The sequence below is a fragment of the Methylobacterium organophilum genome (assembly GCF_022179465.1).
Classification (GTDB): domain Bacteria; phylum Pseudomonadota; class Alphaproteobacteria; order Rhizobiales; family Beijerinckiaceae; genus Methylobacterium; species Methylobacterium organophilum.
Genome location: NZ_BPQV01000013.1, coordinates 55,121 through 69,350 on the forward strand (window position 1 = coordinate 55,121; position 14,230 = coordinate 69,350).

Below are 14,230 nucleotides of genomic sequence, written 5' to 3' on the forward strand. Positions count from 1 at the left end.
CGGATGCGCTCCCGCCGATGGCCGGGGCCTCGCGCCGCGCAGAAGTGGGTTAAGGGCGCCGGGTTGTCAAATCGGCCGCTCAAGAAAGACCGATGCGCCTGCCTCATGGCACCAGGGAAACCGCACCGCTGCCATGCCGTTCGATTCGCCCATCGAGTTCCAGTTCGAGCAGCGCCGTCTGCACCACGCGCACCGACAGGCCGGCCAGCCGGGCGAGTTCGTCCGTGCCGATCGGCGTCGGGCTCAGTGCGGCGATCAGGCGGGCCCGGTCGCCCTCCGGCTCGGCCGGATCGGGGCTGTCGAGCCCGGCGGCCGGCACCCGGATCACCTCCCCGTCGAGATCGATCTCGTCCCAGAAATCCGGCCGCTCCTCCAGAGCGGGCCGGTCGCGGCTCAGGAGATCGCGCGGACCGAAGGCATCCGGATGCTCGACGAGGGGGCCGATCACCGCGAGGATATGGGCGACCTCGCCGACCAGCGTCGCCCCCTGGCGGATCAGATCGTTGGTGCCCTCGGCGCGCGGATCGAGCGGGGAACCCGGCACGGCGAAGACCTCTCGGCCCTGCTCCAGGGCGAAGCGCGCGGTGATGAGGGAGCCTGAGCGGCGCGCCGCCTCCACCACGACGGTGCCATAGGACAGCCCGGAGATGATGCGGTTGCGCCGGGGGAAGTCGCGCCCGCGGGGCACCCAGCCCAGCGGCATCTCCGCCACCACGGCGCCTCCGTTCTCCAGAATCTCCTGCAGCAGCGGCGCGTGATTCTCCGGATAGATCCTGTCATGCCCGCCCGCGAGCACGGCAACCGTTCCCGTCGCGAGCGCGGCCCGGTGCGCCCGGGCGTCGATGCCGCGGGCCAGGCCCGAGGTCACGACGAGACCCGCCTCGCCGAGCCCCCGCGCCAGCCGCTCGGTGAAGGCGAGGCCGGAGGCCGAGGCGTTGCGGGACCCGACCATCGCCACCGCGGGCCTCAGAAGCGCCTCCGCCGCCCCGCGCACGGCCAGGATCGGCGGCGCCGTGTCCGCCGCCTGGAGGCTCTTCGGATAGGCGGGTTCGCCCATGGCGAGGTAGCGGACGCCGATCCGGCCCGCCGCCGCCATCTCCTTCTCGATCTCGGCACGATTCGGCGGCACCACGCGCTTGCCGGAGCGCTTGGTCAGGTCGGGCAGGGCCTCCAGCGCGGCGGCGGCCCCGCCGAAGCGGTTGATCAGCGTGCGGAAGGTCCGCGGGCCGACGCCCTCGGTGCGGATCAGACGCAGCCAGTCGAGGCGCTGCGCATCGGTGAGCTGCATGACCGCCCTCCTCTCGGGAGAGCGGCCGGCCGGACTCGATTCCCCGAGGGGCGCTCCCGTCGCGGAAAGCTAAGTCGGCCCAGCTTGTTGCGCCAGGAAAACCTTTCGGCATGGAGATCGATTGGGCGACGAGGTCCGGATACCTGCGCTACAATGCGAACTGCATCGTCTGCCACGGGCCGGACAGCGCGAGCTCGACCTACGCGCCGTCCCTCGTCGAGGCCCTCAAGCATGACGACTATCCCACCTTCATCGGCATCGTGGCCGGCGGCAAGAAGGACGTGAGCGCCTCCCAGGAACTGGTCATGCCAGCCTTCGGGGAGAACAAGAACGTCATGTGCTACGTCGACGACATCTACGTCTACCTGAAGGCGCAGTCCGACGGTGTGGTGGGCCGCGGGCGCCCGGCCGAGCACGAGCCCAAGAACGACGCCGCCAAGACGCACGAGGATCAATGCATGGGCTGACGCACCGGCGGCCCAGGCAGCCTCGTCAGCCCTTCTGCCCGATGCGTCCCTCGGTGCCGGCAAGAAGTCGCCGGATGTTGGGCGCGTGCTTCCACCAGAGCAGCAGGCCGAGCACGAGGAAGAGCAGGGCCGTGCGCGGCTGGCCTAGCGCCCATAGGACGAGGGGCGTCGCGGCGGAGGCGGCGAGCGCCGAGAGCGAGGAATAGCGCAGGGCGAAGGCCAGTCCGAGCCAGATCACGGCGAAAGCGAGCAAAGCCAGGGGGTTGAGGGCGAGCAGGACCCCGAGGAAGGTGGCCACGCCCTTGCCGCCCTTGAAGCTGAGCCAGACCGGGAAGAGATGGCCGAGGAAGGCGCCAAGGCCCGCGGCCAGAGCAGGCTCCTCGCCCCAGAGCCCGGCGACCAGCACGGCGACCGTCCCCTTCAGGGCATCGCCGAGCAACGTCGCGGCGGCGAGCCCCTTCCGGCCGGTGCGCAGAACGTTGGTCGCGCCGATATTGCCGGAGCCGATGGCCCGGACGTCCCCGAGCCCGGCATATTTCGTGAGGATCAGCCCGAAGGGAATCGAGCCGAGGAGATAGCCGAAGCCGAGCCCGGCCAAGACGAGCGGCCAGCCCGCATCGAGCGCAGCGGTCATGCGGCGTCCGCCAGCGTCTCGGCGCGGTGGACGATGCGGCCGCCGACCAGGGTGAGCACCGCGGCGCCCTGGAGCCGGGCCTCGTCGAAGGGCGAGTTCTTGGAACGCGACTTCAGCTGGCGCTTGTCGAGCACGTAGGGCACGTCCGGATCGATCAGCACGAGATCGGCCGGCGCCCCCGCCGCGAGACGCCCGGCCTCGCGCCCGAGGAGCCGGGCCGGGTTGGCGCTCAACGCGGCGAGCAGCTTCGGCAGGGCGACGTCCCCGGTATGGAGCAGGCGCAGGGAGGCGCCGAGCAGGGTCTCGATGCCGAGCGCCCCGTCCGCGGCCTCCGCGAAGGGCAGGCGCTTGGTCTCGACGTCCTGCGGGTTGTGATCGGAGACGATCACGTCGATCACCCCCTCGTTCAGGGCCGCGATCACCGCGTGCCGGTCGGCTTCGTCGCGCAATGGCGGCGAGAGCTTGCAGAAGGTTCGGTAGTGGCCGATGTCGCCCTCGTTGAGCACGAGGTTGTTGACCGACACGCCGCAGGTGACCGGCAGACCGTCCGCCTTGGCGCGGCGCACGATCTCGACCGAATCGGCGCAGGAGATCATGGCCGCGTGGTAACGGCCGCCCGTGAGGCGGACGAGGCGGATGTCCCGCTCCAGCATCACGGTCTCGGCCTCGCGGGGAATGCCGATCAGGCCGAGGCGGGAGGCCATCTCGCCCTCGTTCATCACGCCCTCGGCCACGAGGTCGGGCTCCTCGACATGCTGCATCAACAGGGCGCCGAAATCGCGGGCATAGGTGAGGGCGCGGCGCATGAGCTGGGCGTTCGTCACCGCCTTCAGGCCATCGGTGAAGGCGACGGCGCCGGCCTCCGCGAGGAGGCCGAACTCGGTCATCTCCTTGCCGGCGAGCCCCTTGGTGATGGCCGCGGCCGGCAATACGTTCACGCTCGCTGTGTCCCGTGCACGGCGCAGCACGAAGTCGACGATCGGCGCGCCGTCGATCACCGGGTTGGTGTCGGGCATGCAGACCAGGGTCGTGACGCCGCCTGCCGCCGCCGCCGCGCTCGCCGAGGCCAGGGTCTCCCGGTGCTCGGCGCCGGGTTCCCCGACGAAGGCGCGCAAGTCGATCAGACCGGCGGTGAGAACCTGCCCGTTGCAATCGATTCGCGCGCAGCCTTCCGGCGCGTCCGGGGTCGCGCCCCAGGCCAGGTCGGCGATGCGGCCGTCGCGCACGAGGACGGCACCCGGGCCTTCCCGGCCGGTCGCGGGATCGAGCAGGCGGGCATTGGCGAGGAGGAGCTGGCTCATTCGATCACCCGTTCGGCAGATGCGTCGCCAGGGCCTCCAGCACGGCCATGCGCACGGCCACGCCCATCTCGACCTGCTCGCGGATCAGCGACTGCGCCCCGTCGGCGATGTCGGAGGCGATCTCGACGCCCCGATTCATCGGGCCGGGATGCATCACCAGCGCGTCGGGCTTGGCGAGGGCGAGCTTGTCGCCGTCGAGTCCGTAATAGCGGAAATACTCCTTCACGCTGGGCACGAAGGAGCCGTTCATCCGCTCGCGCTGCAGGCGCAGCATCATCACGATGTCGCAGCCCTTCAGGCCCTCGCGCATGTTCGTGAAGACCTCGACGCCGAAGCGCTCGATGCCGGTGGGGAGCAGCGTGGAGGGGCCGATCACCCGCACCCGAGCGCCCAGCGCCTGGAGCAGGATGATGTTGGAGCGCGCCACCCGCGAATGCAGGACGTCGCCGCAGATCGCGACCTGCAGCCCCTCGATCCCGCCCTTGTTGCGGCGGATCGTCAGGGCGTCGAGGAGCGCCTGGGTCGGGTGCTCGTGGGCGCCGTCGCCCGCATTCACCACCGAGCAATCGACTTTGCGGGCCAGCAGATGCACGGCGCCGGCGGAATGGTGGCGCACCACGATGATGTCCGGCCGCATCGCGTTCAGCGTCGCGGCGGTGTCGATCAGGGTCTCCCCCTTCTTCACCGAGGAGGAGGCCACCGACATGTTCATTACGTCGGCGCCGAGGCGCTTGCCCGCCAGCTCGAACGAGGATTGCGTGCGCGTCGAGGGCTCGAAGAACAGGTTGATCTGCGTGCGGCCCCGCAGGACGTTGCGCTTCTTCTCGACCTGACGGGACAGGGCGACGGCGTCGTCCGCCCGGGCGAGCAGAGCCTCGATATCCGGGCGTGACAGCCCCTCGATGCCGAGCAGGTGCCGGTGGGGGAAGCTGTGCGGTGCGGGCGCTGCGCTCATGACAGGCCGCAGGCTATAGGCGGCGGATCCGAGGGCGGCAAGCAGGCGAAGCGGCCGGATCCCACAAGGGGGAAAGAACCGCTTTCCCGGCCGCGGCTGACGGAAAGTTGAATCCCGCCCCCGGCAGCTTGCGAGAAAATTTTTTGAACGATCCGCGGCCGAGTCCGTTGGCGCTCAGGTCCGGCAGGCCTGTGCGCCCTGCCGGGTTGTTCGCACGCGACGCACGTCCACGTCATTCACGAGGTGCTTCATGAACACCCGCCTTCTGATCGCCGCCGGCGCGCTTTCGCTCGGTCTCGGCCTCGCCTCGACCGCCTCCGCCCAGCAGATGCAGCCCGGCATGCAGCCGGGCATGGACGGCCAGATGCAGCAGGGCCAGATGGGCAACGAGGACATGGCCCAGCGCCCGATGAAGAAGAAGTCCATGAAAAAGATGAAGAGCAACAAGAAGATGATGCGCTCCAAGAAGCGCATGAACTCCGGCTCCGGCATGGAGCAGGGCTCGGACATGAACAGCGGCATGTAACGAAACCCGCGCGCCGTCGAACACGTAATCGATGGTGCTCGCCCGTCCGGGACGACCGGGCGGGCGTTTTCGTGTGGCAGGGAGGCGAGGAACTTCGTGGCGGGATCTGCGACACCGGCGATGCCGGAGGCCATCGAGACGGTGCGGCGACACTGGGTCTTCCGGCACCCGCTGACGATCCGGCTCGCGCACTGGATCAATCTCGCCTGCCTCGCCATCCTGCTGATGAGCGGGCTGCAGATCTTCAACGCCCATCCGGCCCTCTACTGGGGACAGGCCTCCACCTTCGACAAGCCGTTCCTCGCCATCACCGACGACACCACGCCCGACGGTACGCCGCGGGGCGTCGTGATGCTCGGCGACCGGACCTTCGACACGACCGGCTGGCTCGGCCTCTCGCGCGACCAAGGCGAGGCGGCAAGCCGCGCCTTCCCCGCCTGGGCGACCCTGCCGGCCAACCAGGATCTCGCCACCGGACGGCGCTGGCACTTCCTGTTCGCCTGGGCCTTCGTGATCAACGGGCTGATCTATCTCCTCTACGGCCTCGGCAGCGGGCAGCTGCGCCGCCGGCTGATCCCGGACGGCGACCAGATCCGCGACATCGGCGGCTCGATCCGCGAGCACCTGACGCTGCACTTCCCGGAAGGCGAGGAGGCCAAGCGCTACAACGTGCTGCAGAAGCTCACCTATCTCGTCGTGGTGCTCGTGCTGCTGCCGCTGATGCTGCTCACCGGCCTCGCCATGTCGCCGGGCTTCGACGCGATTTTCCCGCCCATCGTCGACCTGTTCGGCGGCCGGCAATCGGCCCGCTCGATTCACTTCCTGTCGATGAACCTGCTCGTGCTGTTCACGATCGTGCACGTGCTGCTCGTGCTGGTCTCGGGTCTGTTCAACAACCTGCGGGGCATGATCACCGGCTGGTTCGTGATCGAGAAACGACGGATCCCGGCCGGGGGAGAGAACCGATGAGCCGCCGCCTGCGCCTCCCCCCGCCCCATCGCCGGGGTTTCCTCACGGGCGTCGCGGGCCTTCTCGGCGCGACCGCGCTCACCGGCTGCGACCAGATCGCGAAGGCGCCCTGGGGCCGGCGCAGCCTGGAAGCCGGCGAGGACGCCAACCTGTTCGTGCAGCGCCTGCTGCTCACCCCCGCCTCGCTAGCGCGCGAATTCCCGGAGAGCGCGATCTCGGCCTATTTCAAGCCGAACGGCACGGTCGACCCCGAGGACAGGGACTACAAGGCGCTCGCCGCCAAGAGCTTCGAGGGCTTCCGCCTGGAGGTGAGCGGCCTCGTCGAGCACCCGCAGAGCCTGTCCCTGTCGGAGCTGCGTGGCCTCCCGTCGCGCACGCAGATCACCCGGCACGATTGCGTGGAAGGCTGGAGCAGCATCGGCAAATGGACCGGCGTGCCGCTCTCCGAGCTGCTCAACCGGGCCGGGCTCAAGCCCCAGGCGCGCTACATCGTATTCCATTGCTTCGACACGATGGACTATGCCGGCGGCGGCCTCGAAGGCGGGGATCAGGCCGGCAACGAATCCGGGCAGGACGCGCCGGCGGCCGAAAACAAGCCGAAGGCGGCTGCCGGCCTGGCCTGGGGCGGCGGTGACACCGGATCCTCCGACGCCAAAGCCGCCGACACGAAGGCCACCGGCCATCCCGGCCTGTCCGAGAAGCGCGCAGGCCAGGAGGACCGGACCACGGAGACGGCCTCTGGCGAGGGCGACGCCCCGCAGGCAGGCCGGCCGATCCGTTACTACGAGAGCATCGATCTCACCGACGCGTTCCACCCGCAGACGATCCTGGCCTATGCCATGAACGGCCAGACCCTGCCGGTCGCCCACGGCGCCCCCCTGAGGCTGCGCCTGGAGCGCCAGCTCGGCTACAAGCAGGCCAAGTATATCCGCCGCATCGAGGTGGTGGAGTCGCTCGCCAAGCTCGGCGACGGCAAGGGCGGGTACTGGGAGGACCGGGGCTACGAGTGGTATGCGGGGATCTGAGTGCCCGCGGCGCTTTGGCCGGATGCGTCCCCGTGCCATGAGGTCGGGACCCGAAGCGTAGCCGGACACCGCGACTGGTGCCTTCTTTCAAAAGCCGCCTCGCGCCCGTGGCCTGGGCATTCCTTGCTGGCCTCCTCGCGATGCCGGCGATGGCGTACGATCCGCGGATCCTCCCCGCCCATCCCCGCTACACCCGCAACGCCGCCTGCCCCGACGTCACGGTGGTGGCGCCCGCGCCGCACCCGGGCACGCATCCCCTCGACGGCAAGATCAGCCCGGATCCGGCCGAGTCGCCGATGAGCCAGGGCGACAGCGCGATCTGCTTCGCCTACGCCACCGCCGACATGATCTCCCAGCGGGTCGGCCGCACGGTCTCGGCCCTGGACGTGGCGACGCGCTACTATTTCGCCGATCCGGCGCGGCTCGCCGCCTCCCGCGATCCCGCCCTGCGCCGCTATCTCCGGGAGAACCCCGACACGCTTGCCGAGATCGCCACGAGCCGCAACGACACGGATGTCAGCAAGGACGGCAATCCCGGACGCCTCGCCTATTTCGACAAGCTGGAGGACGGGCAGGAAGACGCGGCCGCCCTCCTCTACAATGTCGGCGGCCTTTGCGAGGACCGCGACCTGCCCTCCTTCGACGGATACGGCCAGCACCAGAAGTTCCTACGGGCCCTGCGCTGGCGCGCCCGGGTGGTGGCGCCGAAGCAATGCTGGCGCAGCCTCGCCGGTACGGTCGAGAAACTGCGCAGCGCGAAAACCGACGCCTTCAATGCCGGCTGGCTCGCCCATGTCGAGGCCAGCTGCCGCCGCCGGCCCCTGCCGGTGCCACTGCTGCCGGTCTCCTACCGGGTCGCCGACAATCAGCTCGACTTCATGGACCGGCTGGAGCGGGGGCAGCCGCCGACGCGGCGGCAGACCGACCGGCTGCTCGCCATGGTCGATTACGCCCTCGATCACGGCCGCATCCCGACCGTCGGCTACAGCTGGTACGTGCTGGAGGACCGCGACCCGAAGGACCCGGACCTCGCCGCCGACCATTCGAGCCCGATCCTGGCGCGGCGAAGCGTCGAGGGCCGCTGCCAGTACCATCTCCAGGACAATACGGGCGAGTACTGCGCCCGGATGCGCCCGGGCATCCGCGAGCGTTGCGATCTCGGCCGCGTCTGGCTGGAGGAGGACGAGTTGCGCCGCTCCCTCTACAGCGTGATCTACCTGCGCTGAGCTAACCTTGCCGGCCGTGAAGATCCTTCCAGGCCGGCAGGTCGAGGCAGGGCAGCGCCGTCGCCGCATGCACCCCGATCGCCACGGCGCGGGCGAGGGTGTCGGCGGCCGCCGCACCGAGCCGGGCGAGATCGCCGATCGGATCGGCGAGCGGCACGGCCCCCGTCGCCACCGCGAAGACCACGTCCCCGTCGAGGGGCGTGTGAACCGGGTTGATCGCCCGGGCGAGACCGTCCTGCGCCGTCACCGCAAGGCGCTTGGCCTGCGCCTTGGTGAGGGCGGCATCGGTGGCGACGACGGCGAGCGTGGTGTTCGCGCCCGGCAGGCCCAGGCGCGGCCAGGTGAACGCGTCCGGCGGAAGGGCGGAGGGCAGCCCGCAGCCGCCGAACTCGGCCTCGCGCTCGAAGGGCGCGGCCCAGAAATGCGGCCCCTCCCCGATCGTGACGCGCCCGAAGGCGTTGACCGACACGAGGGCTCCGACGGTGAACCCGGTCTCCGCGACCCGGCTCGAGGCCGAGCCGAGGCCGCCCTTGAGGTTCGCCGTACGCGCGCCGAGCCCGGCCCCGACGCTGCCGAGGGCGCAGTCCTCGGAGGCCGCCGCGGCCGCCGCGAAGCCGAGGTCGCGGTAGGGCGGGAAACGCCCCCATTGCTTGTCACCGCCATTGAGCAGGTCGAACAGGATCGCGCCGGGAACGATCGGCACGCGCACGTCGCCCACCGGAAAGCCGCGGCCGTTCTCCGCGAGCCAGGCGACGATGCCCGCCGCCGCGTCGAGCCCGAAGGCCGAGCCACCCGAGAGGAAGAGGCCGTCCACCCGCTCCACGGTGGCCTGCGGATCGAGGAGGTCCGTCTCCCGCGTGCCCGGGCCGCCGCCGCGCACATCGACCGCCGCGACGAAGGGCGTGTCGAAGAGGAGCGCGGTGACGCCGGAAGCGACGCGGGCGTCCCCCGCGTGGCCGACCCGGATGCCGGCGATATCGGTGATGCGATTGCGGCGACCGATCATGTTCCCCTCTCCTCCTCCGGCGAGGCTGGCATGCCGGAACCCCGATCGCCAGTGGCCGCCCGCGCCGCCCGGAAGGAATCGGCGGCGTAGAGGATCAGCGCCAGCCAGAGCAGGGCGAACATCACCTGCCGATCGGGCGCCAGCCGCTCGCCATAGACGAAGACGCTCAGCAGCATCAGGCAGGACGGCGCGATGTATTGCATCAGCCCGAGGGTCGCCAGGGTGAGGTGCTGCGCGGCCGTCGCGAACCAGATCAGCGGCAACGCCGTGGTCACACCGGTCGCGACGAGCAGGACGAAGCCGAACGTGTCCGCGGGCGCGGTTCCGGCCGGCTGGACGGCGAGATAGGCGAGCGCGAAGGGCAGGAGCAGGAAGGTCTCGGCGCAGAAGCCGAGCAGGGCATCGACGCCCACGATCTTCCGGATCAGGGCGTAGATCGCGAAGCTCACGGCGAGGCCGAGGGAGAGCAGCGGCAGCTTGCCCGCCATCGCCACCGCGATGGCGACGCCGGTGGCGGCGATGACGACCGCGACGATCTGGACCGGCCGCAATCGCTCCCGCAGCGCCACCGCCCCGAGCAGCACGGCGACGAGGGGATTGATCAGGTAGCCGAGGCTGGCATCGAGCATGTGCCCCGAGCCGACGGCCGTGACGTAGAGCAGCCAGTTGAAGGCGATGAGGCCGGCCGAGACCACGAGGAGGCCGTGGCGGGGCCTCAGCGGCAGCGGATTGGCGAGCCGGTGGCGCAACACCAAGAGCAGCACGGCGACGAAGACCGCGGACCAGGCGATCCGATGGGCGAGGATCGCCTCCGGCGCCATGGCCGAGAGCCAGCGGAACTGAACCGGGACCACGAGGCCCCAGATCAGGCAGGCGCCGAGCGCGTAAACGAGACCCAAGACCCAAAACCCCGCCGTTTCCCGTGGCGGGCTTACCCGAAACGGCGGCTCAGCGCTTCCTTCCCGCGGCCGGCAGGCCCTCGCCGCGCATCAGCGCGTTGAGGCGCTCGGTGTCGAATCCCCCCATGGCCTTGGCCGGAGCGCGCACCTCGGCGGTCTGGGTGACGGTGGCCTCGGGCAGAGGCGCCGCCGCCTGCGCGAGGCGCGGCACGGGCGCCCCCGCCACGGCAGGACTCGGCGAATGGGCGAGCCGATCCGCGCTCACGAAGCAGACGACCAGCGTGCTGAGGCCCATGGTGGCGCCGAAGGCAATGAAACGCAGGATACCCAACGCGGCAGCCCCTCACGCGAAGATTGTAGAGAAACAGGATAGGTCCGGGCTCGTTAACGATCCGAAGGCCGCCCTCCGCGGCTTCCCTTTCGTTTCGAGACACGGAGCGGCAACATGGACGCCACCGCCACGGCGAGCGACAGCCCCTTCATCCAGGGCCGCAACGCCCGCCTCTACGGCAAGCCGCGCAGCGAATGCCCCTATCCCGAGGGATCGGAGGAGCGGGCCGCCTGGATCCAGGCCTATGACGAGGCCGCCAAGACCGATGAGGCCAGATCCCCTTAGACATCCCGGTTTAAGCGAGGGTTGACGCACGGGGCCGCCGCGGGCTGAAAGCGCTCTTACGCAGCGTCCAGAACCCGCGCAGAGATCCATGTCGAAATCGCCCCCGCACGACCGTGCGCGCTTCTCGCCTGATACGCGGCTCGTGCTGGCGGGGCGCGACCCGTTCGAACAGCACGGCTTCGTCAACACGCCGATCTATCGCGGCTCGACGGTCCTCTATCCGACCTATGACGACATCAAGCACCGGCGCGGCCGCTACAATTACGGCACCTCCGGCACGCCCACCATGGATGCGCTCTGCGAGGCCTGGACCGAGATCGCGGGGGCGGCGGGCACGGTGCTGACGCCCTCGGGCCTGTCCGCCCTGACGCTGACGCTGATGGCCTGCACCAGCGCCGGCGACCATCTGCTCGTCACCGATTCCGCCTATCGCCCGACGCGGATCTTCTGCGACGGCGTGCTGGCGCGCTACGGCGTGACGGTCGAGTACTACGATCCCCTGGTCGGCGCCGATATCGCTAACCTCATGCGGGACAACACGAAAGCCGTGCTCGTCGAGGCGCCGGGCTCGCAGACCTTCGAGATGCAGGACGTGCCGGCCATCGCGGAGGCGATGCATGCCCGCGGCGGCACGGTGGTCATGGACAACACTTGGGCGACGCCGCTGCTGTTCCCGCCGCACGAACGCGGGGTCGACATCGCGGTGGAGGCCGGGACCAAATATCTGAGCGGCGCCTCCGACCTGCTGATCGGCCTCGTCTCGGCCAATGCCCGGCACTGGCCGGCGGTGAAGCGCACCTACGAGCATTTCGCCATGTGCGCCGGTCCGGAGGATATCTTCTTAGGTCTCAGGGGCTTACGGACCATGGGTCTGCGCCTGCGCGAGCACGGCGCGCGGGGGCTCGCCATGGCGGAATGGCTAGAGAGCCGGCCGGAGGTGCTGAAGGTCCTGCATCCGGGCCTGCCGAGCGATCCGGGCCACGCCCTGTTCAAGCGCGACTTCCTGGGGGCCTCCGGCCTGTTCTCGATCGTGCTGAAACCCGTGCCGGAACAAGCGGTTGCCGCTTTCCTCGACGGGCTCGAGCTGTTCGGGATGGGCTTCTCCTGGGGCGGATTCGAGAGCCTGGTCATCCCCTTCGACCCGACCGTCTACCGCACCGCGACCCGCTGGGAGCCGGGCGGGCCGACCCTGCGCTTCCATATCGGGCTGGAGGATCCGGAGGATCTGAAGGCGGATCTGGAGGCCGGATTCGACCGGTTGCGGGCGGCAAGCGCCTGAGAGCCGGCCCCCGCCGCTTCGAAGCCTGCCCCGCAGGGCCTCGAAGCGGGCTCGGGCGGGGCTTCGAGGCCGCCGTCAATCGTGCCGGAGCAGGTCGCGCAGGCCCTCGTCCCCGGCCGGGGGCGGCGGCGGGACGGGCGCGGCGACCCGTTCGGCGGCCCCGCCCCGACACGCTCCGGTTGCATGCCGCGACCCCGATTCGGCGGGCAGCCAGGGCAGGATCACCCCGAGCAGCACGAGGGCGGCGAGCCGGATCGCCACCATGCTCAGGATCGCCTCGGCGGCGCTGCCGGTCGGGTCCGCATCCATGCCGGCAGGGTGGTGGAGCGGCGGGGGCGAGACAATGCGGGGTTCGGAGAGCCTGCCTTCGGCACCGGCGAAGGCTGATCCCGGCTGGGGCGGCCGGTCCGCCGGTCAGCCCCGCTTGGCCGGATCGGGGGCGTCCTTGGGCAGGACGAAGATCTGGCCCGGATAGATCAGGTCGGGATCGCGGATCTGCTGCTGGTTGGCGTCGTAGATCACGGTGTAGCGGTCGCCCCGGCCATAGGTGCGCCGGCTGATCTGCCAGAGGCTGTCGCCCCGGATGATCCGCGCCGTGCCGATCTCGGCGACGAAGACCGAGCCGGGGGCGTTCCGCGGCGCGGCGGCCTCCGCCGTCGCCGCGGGGCGGGACGGGGCCGGCGCGCCGGCTTTGCCGTCGGCCGCCGGAGTGGCCGGTCGCGACGGGGCGGTCGTTGGGGCGGCCTCGGGCGCGGCGGCGGCCTCGCGGGTGGGCGAAGGCGTCGCGTTGGAGCCGGTGGCCCGGGCCGGGCCGCCGCGGCCTGGTTCGCTCCCGGCTTCCGCCACCGGGGCCGGGGCCGGTCCCGGCGCGGGGAAGGCGAAGGCCACCGCCGCGCGCCGCCGCACCTTGCCGGAGGACGGATCGACCTGATCGACGCGGATCTGATAATCCCCCGGCCGCACGCCCCTGCCGATGGTGAAGGCGATGCGCCCGTCCGGGCCGGCCTGCCCACTCGCGACCAGGGTGTCGTTGAGATAGAGGCGCAGGGTGCTGCCCTTCTCGGCCTCGGCGCTGACGAAGAGCCGGCCGTTCTCCTGGGCATCGATGCTGACGATCTTCACGGGGCCGCCCGGCCCCGCCTCGGCGGTCGCCCCCGCATGTGCCCCGGCGGCGGGCTTCGTCCCCGGCCGCGCCGCCGCTCCCGGGCCGCGCTTGCCCGCCGCCTTCGTCTCGGGGGTGCGGGCCTCGGCGAGGCCCTGCCCGGAGGATGGCGGCTCCGGCTTGCCGGCCGCGGCGCCCGTCCCCGGCTTCTCCTCGGGCTGCGAGAGCACGACGGTTGGCTTGTCGGGGCTGCTCAGGGCGATCAGCGGCTTGGCGTCCCGCTTCGGCGCCACCACGACCACGACGCTCTGGCGGCTCGTCGCCGTCTTCCCGTCGGGGGCGGTCATGCGCAGGGTGATCTCGCTGTTGCCGGCGGGCAGGTCCGGCGGCGTCAGGGCGAATTGCCCGGCCGGGTCGGCCTGCACCCGGGCGAAGGGCTGGCCGTCCCGCAGCAGCTCCACCGTGGAATCCGGGGCCGCCCGGCCGGCGACCACGGCCGAGCCGTCCGGCTCGACGCGGACGATGTCGAAGCTCGGCGTCCCCGCCTCCGGCGCCTCGGGCCGCGCGGCGGGGGAAGCCGGGCCGCCCGGCGACAGCTCCTGCAGGGCCTCGGGCTTCGCCGCGGAAGACTTCGCCGCCGGCGATTCGGGGCCGGCCTTGCCCGCCCCGTCGGCGCTCCCCGTCAGGCCATGGGGCGCGGCGGGCACCGGCGGGCCCTGCCGCTTCAGGAGTTCCCCGGTGCCGAACAGCGCGACGACCAGGGCGAATCCGGCGAGCAGACCGACGCCCGCGAGAACGATCCCTCGCCGCAACTCCGAGGTCATCACGCCACGCTCCCTCGCCGCACCCGTCTGCGGCGGCGACACGACGGGACCGCGTTTCCGGCCGTCGACATTCGCTCGAATTCTCGCGACATATTACCGGACATGACAGGAAC

General features: G+C 70.9%; 16 protein-coding genes. 7 read left to right on the forward strand and 9 right to left on the reverse strand.

Annotated features, from left to right (window positions below):
• Nucleotides 1-103 precede the first annotated feature (103 nt).
• On the reverse strand, nt 104-1,288 hold the full coding sequence (gene dprA / locus MFF21_RS19420) for a DNA-processing protein DprA (protein ID WP_238313123.1): 1,185 nt from the start codon (nt 1,286-1,288) through the stop codon (nt 104-106).
• Between the two features lie 110 nt (nt 1,289-1,398).
• Here dprA and MFF21_RS19425 point away from each other — a divergent pair, with 110 nt between their 5' ends.
• Complete coding sequence (locus MFF21_RS19425; RefSeq protein ID WP_308445692.1) at nt 1,399-1,755, forward strand: c-type cytochrome, methanol metabolism-related; 357 nt, start codon at nt 1,399-1,401, stop codon at nt 1,753-1,755.
• 25 nt (nt 1,756-1,780) lie between these two features.
• Here MFF21_RS19425 and plsY read toward each other — a convergent pair whose 3' ends face one another.
• The 3 genes from plsY to MFF21_RS19440 are packed head-to-tail and all read right to left on the reverse strand — an operon-like array spanning nt 1,781 to nt 4,645.
• Entirely contained in the window at nt 1,781-2,389 is a 609-nt protein-coding gene (plsY, locus tag MFF21_RS19430; RefSeq protein WP_238313124.1) for a glycerol-3-phosphate 1-O-acyltransferase PlsY, read from the reverse strand.
• The gene (locus tag MFF21_RS19435; protein WP_238313125.1) at nt 2,386-3,690 is read right to left on the reverse strand and encodes a dihydroorotase; all 1,305 of its coding nucleotides are present in this window, start codon (nt 3,688-3,690) and stop codon (nt 2,386-2,388) included. Before MFF21_RS19435 ends, plsY begins: the two co-directional genes overlap by 4 nt.
• A 4-nt stretch (nt 3,691-3,694) precedes the next feature.
• Nucleotides 3,695-4,645 (reverse strand): aspartate carbamoyltransferase catalytic subunit, encoded by a 951-nt coding sequence (locus MFF21_RS19440; protein ID WP_238313126.1) that lies wholly within the window; start codon nt 4,643-4,645, stop codon nt 3,695-3,697.
• Nucleotides 4,646-4,895: 250 nt separating this feature from the next.
• On the opposite strand from MFF21_RS19440, the gene MFF21_RS19445 reads away from it, so the two are divergent.
• The 4 genes from MFF21_RS19445 (at nt 4,896) to MFF21_RS19460 (ending at nt 8,391) form a co-directional block, all read left to right on the forward strand.
• Nucleotides 4,896-5,171 (forward strand): hypothetical protein, encoded by a 276-nt coding sequence (locus MFF21_RS19445; protein WP_238313127.1) that lies wholly within the window; start codon nt 4,896-4,898, stop codon nt 5,169-5,171.
• Nucleotides 5,172-5,291: 120 nt separating this feature from the next.
• The gene (locus tag MFF21_RS19450) at nt 5,292-6,140 is read left to right on the forward strand and encodes a cytochrome b/b6 domain-containing protein (RefSeq protein WP_373325067.1); all 849 of its coding nucleotides are present in this window, start codon (nt 5,292-5,294) and stop codon (nt 6,138-6,140) included.
• Nucleotides 6,137-7,165 (forward strand): molybdopterin-dependent oxidoreductase, encoded by a 1,029-nt coding sequence (locus tag MFF21_RS19455; protein ID WP_238313129.1) that lies wholly within the window; start codon nt 6,137-6,139, stop codon nt 7,163-7,165. The genes MFF21_RS19450 and MFF21_RS19455 overlap by 4 nt, the downstream gene beginning before the upstream one ends.
• Nucleotides 7,166-7,239: 74 nt before the next feature.
• Nucleotides 7,240-8,391, forward strand: coding sequence for a hypothetical protein (locus MFF21_RS19460; protein WP_373325068.1), 1,152 nt, complete (start codon nt 7,240-7,242; stop codon nt 8,389-8,391).
• A 1-nt stretch (nt 8,392) separates the two neighbouring features.
• Here MFF21_RS19460 and MFF21_RS19465 read toward each other — a convergent pair whose 3' ends face one another.
• From MFF21_RS19465 to MFF21_RS19475, 3 genes are read right to left on the reverse strand one after another with little or no spacing between them, the layout of a single operon-like run.
• On the reverse strand, nt 8,393-9,394 hold the full coding sequence (locus tag MFF21_RS19465) for a P1 family peptidase (protein WP_373325069.1): 1,002 nt from the start codon (nt 9,392-9,394) through the stop codon (nt 8,393-8,395).
• On the reverse strand, nt 9,394-10,296 hold the full coding sequence (gene rarD / locus MFF21_RS19470; protein ID WP_238313136.1) for an EamA family transporter RarD: 903 nt from the start codon (nt 10,294-10,296) through the stop codon (nt 9,394-9,396). The genes MFF21_RS19465 and rarD overlap by 1 nt, the downstream gene beginning before the upstream one ends.
• A gap of 49 nt (nt 10,297-10,345) precedes the next feature.
• Nucleotides 10,346-10,627 carry a hypothetical protein gene (locus tag MFF21_RS19475; RefSeq protein ID WP_238313138.1) on the reverse strand — a complete coding sequence of 94 codons (282 nt, stop codon included), beginning with the start codon at nt 10,625-10,627 and terminating at the stop codon, nt 10,346-10,348.
• 114 nt (nt 10,628-10,741) lie between these two features.
• On the opposite strand from MFF21_RS19475, the gene MFF21_RS19480 reads away from it, so the two are divergent.
• Together MFF21_RS19480 and metC are read left to right on the forward strand one after the other, a co-directional pair.
• Nucleotides 10,742-10,912 carry a ribosome modulation factor gene (locus tag MFF21_RS19480; RefSeq protein ID WP_238313139.1) on the forward strand — a complete coding sequence of 57 codons (171 nt, stop codon included), beginning with the start codon at nt 10,742-10,744 and terminating at the stop codon, nt 10,910-10,912.
• Between the two features lie 88 nt (nt 10,913-11,000).
• On the forward strand, nt 11,001-12,191 hold the full coding sequence (gene metC, locus MFF21_RS19485) for a cystathionine beta-lyase (RefSeq protein ID WP_238313141.1): 1,191 nt from the start codon (nt 11,001-11,003) through the stop codon (nt 12,189-12,191).
• Nucleotides 12,192-12,266: 75 nt separating this feature from the next.
• On the opposite strand, the gene MFF21_RS19490 is transcribed toward metC, so the two are convergent.
• Nucleotides 12,267-12,500, reverse strand: a complete 234-nt coding sequence (locus tag MFF21_RS19490; protein WP_238313143.1) for a hypothetical protein — start codon at nt 12,498-12,500, stop codon at nt 12,267-12,269.
• Between the two features lie 105 nt (nt 12,501-12,605).
• Nucleotides 12,606-14,117, reverse strand: a complete 1,512-nt coding sequence (locus MFF21_RS19495; RefSeq protein WP_238313145.1) for a LysM peptidoglycan-binding domain-containing protein — start codon at nt 14,115-14,117, stop codon at nt 12,606-12,608.
• Nucleotides 14,118-14,230: the final 113 nt, after the last annotated feature.